Origin of the sequence: Pseudoxanthomonas mexicana (assembly GCF_010093385.1) — a bacterium.
GTDB classification, from domain to species: Bacteria; Pseudomonadota; Gammaproteobacteria; order Xanthomonadales; family Xanthomonadaceae; genus Pseudoxanthomonas_A; species Pseudoxanthomonas_A mexicana.
Window position 1 is genome coordinate 1 of sequence record NZ_PDWV01000102.1, and the last position, 3,400, is coordinate 3,400.

The window sequence follows — 3,400 nt, forward strand, 5'->3', positions numbered from 1 at the left end:
CATCATGACTTACAGAGTATGACGTCATGTTTACTGTAACCACCATATCCGTAACGTGTTGTATATGCACGCACAATCTCTTCGACATCGTTCTTAGCTATACTGGTTTAAGTGATAAGGCTAACAGCTCAACCCGAGATGTCAGCGCGTAGGATCGTGGGGAGTGTAAGTTGTATATAAGAGACAGGCTTCCCGGTGCTGGACCAGACCATGCTGGAGGAACTGCGCGAGATCGCGGGCGACGAGACCACGCGCATCATCACCATCTTCCTGGAGGATGCGCCGCGCCTGATCGGCACGCTGGAGAAGGCCGCGGCGGTACCGGACCTGGACGCCATGCGCGATGCCGCGCACACGCTGAAGTCGTCCAGCGCCAATGTCGGTGCGATGGCCCTGTCCGCCGCCGCCAAGCGGGTGGAACTGGGCGCGCGTGCACGCAAGCTGGAACGCCCGGCCGTCGCCGTGGCGCTGGTCATAGCCGAATACGCGCGCGCGCGCATGGCGCTGCAGGGCTATGCGGCGCAGCAGCTGGGCCGGCCGCTACTACCGGTGCCGCCGCAGGCGCGGCCGCCGTCACCGGCGCAGCCGGCGCCGGCAACGCCTCAGTCGTCGAGCTTGGTCAACAGGTAGTTCGGCTCGCCGATGCGGTCGATCACCGACAGCTGGGTTTCCAGCCAGTCGATGTGTTCCTCTTCCGAATCCAGGATGTCCACGAACAGCTGGCGGCTGACGTAGTCGGCCACCGATTCGCAATATGCGATCGCTTCGCGCAGCGGCGGCAGCGCCTCCTGTTCCAGCGCCAGGTCGCACTCGAGGATCTCGCGCGGCGTCTCGCCGATGCGCAGCTTGCCCAGCGCCTGGAAATTGGGCAGCCCATCGAGGAACAGGATGCGCTCCGACAGCTTGTCGGCATGCTTCATCTCGTCGATGGATTCCTTGTACTCGTGCTCGGCCAGTTCCTTGAAGCCCCAGTTCTTCAGCATCTTGGCGTGCAGGAAGTACTGATTGATCGCGGTCAGCTCGTTGTAGAGCGCCTTGTTGAGGTACTCGATGACCTTGGCGTCGCCTTTCATGGCCATGCTCCGTGGGCGGATGGACGGCACAGGTTAGCCCGCGCACGCCGCCGGTGCCGGAACGCGAATCGTGATCATCTTGGCGCGCAGGGACCCGCCGACGGCGGCGCGGCCGGCCGTGTCAGGCGGCGTTCGACAGGGTGAGGATCGGGAGCAGCGACTCGCGCGGGGCCGGTTGCGCCGCCTGCAGGATGTCCGCCGCCATCTCCAGGCAGCTGCCGCAGGTGGCGCCGGCGCCGGTCCGCATAGTGAGTTCGGCCACGGTGGCGCACCCGGCAGCGGCGGCTTCTCGGATCTGGCGGTCGGTCACGCCATTGCAGATGCAGACGTACACGGTGTCGGCGGCAGGACGGCGGGCACGGGATGGCCCGTGATCATTCCACCTTGAATGAGAATGATTGTCAATTCTTGGCGGGCTCGCCGGTCCCGCCCCGTTTACGTGCGGGCCGGTCGCGGCCACGACGGCGCGCCCCGTCCGGCACGCGGGGGGCGGCAGCGGGCAAGGCGGCAGGGATGGCCTGGGGGCCGGCCACGGAGCGGGCGAAGGTGGCGAGGTGGCCCAGGGCACGGGCATAGACGCGGCGCTTGAAGATCACCACGTGTTCAAGCGGGTACCAGAAGTCCACCCAGCGCCAGTGGTCGAACTCGGGGCTCTCGGTCAGGTCCAGCCGCAGGTGGGCTTCGTCGCCCACCAGGCGCAGCAGGAACCAGACCTGCTTCTGGCCGATGCAGACCTGGCGTTCGTGACGCCGGATGGCGCGGGGCGGCAGGCGATAGCGCAGCCAGCCGGGCGTGACGCCCAGAACTTCCACATGTTCGGGCAACAGGCCGGTTTCTTCGCGCAACTCGCGGTACATGGCCTCAACCGGGGTCTCGTCCGTGTTCATGCCGCCCTGCGGGAACTGCCAGCCATCCCGGCGCACGCGCCGTGCCCAGAACACCCGGCCATCGGGCCGCATCAACACGATGCCGACATTGGGTCGGTAGCCGTCCGGATCGATCACGATGCGGACTCCTGAAATCTACTGTCCCCGACTCTGCCACGCCCCGCCGCAGGCGACAAGCGCGACCGCCCGCCTTGACAGGCAGGGGGTCGAAATGAAGAATACGCGGTTCACGCGGCTATGTAGCTCAGCCGGTTAGAGCACAGCACTCATAATGCTGGGGTCGGTGGTTCGAGTCCACCCATAGCCACCAGATTCCCGAGCGGAATCAACGCGTTGAAGAGAACCCGCCGCGAGGCGGGTTTTTTGTTGGGCGTGATTTGGGCTTACGGGAGGGGTGGAGGCGGCTTCAGGGAGGCTTAAGGGGCGGGACGCAACCCCGAGCCAGCCAGCTATTTCACGAACAGCGCCGCGACTGCAGCGAGCGCCGTCAAAGTTGCCGCGTAAGCGGTGACGGACGTCCAAAAGGCCGTTCGACCGACAACCCTCCTGTCTGCCGCCTCCCACTGCATCTTTCGCTTCGCATCCTGCAGCGCAAGCCACTCCTTCACCACCCGCTGCTTCGCGGGCGAGTAGCCGCCCGTCGCACACTTTCGACGAACAAAGGCTTCGTCGGTAGCATCGAGCTCTGCCCAAAAGTCGTCCCTATTGAACCCAGCCATATGGCCACCTCCATCAATCGGCCAGATCAGGCCCTGCACCGATTTCCATCGCGCGCTGGAACAGACCGGTGTATTGGTTCTCGCTTACCCAACCTTTTGCGCGAAGCTGCTTCGCGATCGTGTACGGGTTGAGCAGCAGGATGAATTGCACTGGTCCTGCCGGGCCCGGGCGATAATCGATGAAGCCGAGTTCCTTCAGAACGCGCAGATGTTCGCGCCAGGTGGAAATGCTGCGCTCTCCAACGTATCCCGCCTCTGACGCCGCGATCATCTCGTTGTCGATCTTGACGAGTCCTTCGCCAAACACGCGACACCACAGCACCAAGTAGGCTCGGCCCGCCGGAATAGACTTCGACCCCACTCGCTTTGATGCGTCACCGATCATGTTCATCAGGATCGGCATTGTTCGCGGCATCGACGAGAAGCCCTTCTTTCGCTTATCACTGAGCAGCCAAAGCTGGTCGTCACCAACATCCGGCCACAGGTACTTCCGCATCGCGATTGCGTCCTCCTTCGCCTTACTCAGGCGCTTGGCGACTTGCACCTGATTGGGCGGCGCAGGCGGCTGGGGGACGACGAAGGGGGCCGGCAGCACTGCAGCCGTCGCGGAGGCGGCCGGGGCGACCGGGGCCGCTTCGGAGGTAGGGGTAGCCTCCACAACTGCGGCAGTTGGGCCACTGGGGGCAGGCGGACTCGTCTGCGGCAGCAGGGGGGCCAATGG

3 protein-coding genes, 1 tRNA gene and 2 pseudogenes are annotated in these 3,400 nt (G+C 64.6%); 2 read left to right on the top strand and 4 right to left on the bottom strand.

Annotated elements, in window-relative coordinates:
- Window positions 1-192: 192 nt before the first annotated feature.
- A pseudogene (locus CSC76_RS18705) lies at window positions 193-525 on the top strand (Hpt domain-containing protein); the annotation flags it as partial.
- A gap of 77 nt (window positions 526-602) precedes the next feature.
- On the opposite strand, the gene bfr reads toward CSC76_RS18705, so the two are convergent.
- From bfr to CSC76_RS18720, 3 genes are all read right to left on the bottom strand, one after another.
- Window positions 603-1,073 (bottom strand): bacterioferritin, encoded by a 471-nt coding sequence (gene bfr, locus CSC76_RS18710; protein ID WP_162111468.1) that lies wholly within the window; start codon window positions 1,071-1,073, stop codon window positions 603-605.
- 121 nt (window positions 1,074-1,194) lie between these two features.
- Window positions 1,195-1,407: a (2Fe-2S)-binding protein gene (locus CSC76_RS18715; protein ID WP_162111469.1), complete on the bottom strand. Its 213-nt coding sequence runs from the start codon at window positions 1,405-1,407 to the stop codon at window positions 1,195-1,197.
- 67 nt (window positions 1,408-1,474) lie between these two features.
- Complete coding sequence (locus tag CSC76_RS18720) at window positions 1,475-2,077, bottom strand: RNA pyrophosphohydrolase (RefSeq protein WP_162111470.1); 603 nt, start codon at window positions 2,075-2,077, stop codon at window positions 1,475-1,477.
- Between the two features lie 116 nt (window positions 2,078-2,193).
- Between CSC76_RS18720 and CSC76_RS18725 the strand changes: the two genes are divergently transcribed.
- A tRNA-Met gene (locus CSC76_RS18725) sits at window positions 2,194-2,270 on the top strand.
- Window positions 2,271-2,692: 422 nt separating this feature from the next.
- Here CSC76_RS18725 and CSC76_RS18730 read toward each other — a convergent pair.
- Window positions 2,693-3,400 (bottom strand): annotated as a pseudogene (locus CSC76_RS18730) (hypothetical protein); the annotation flags it as partial.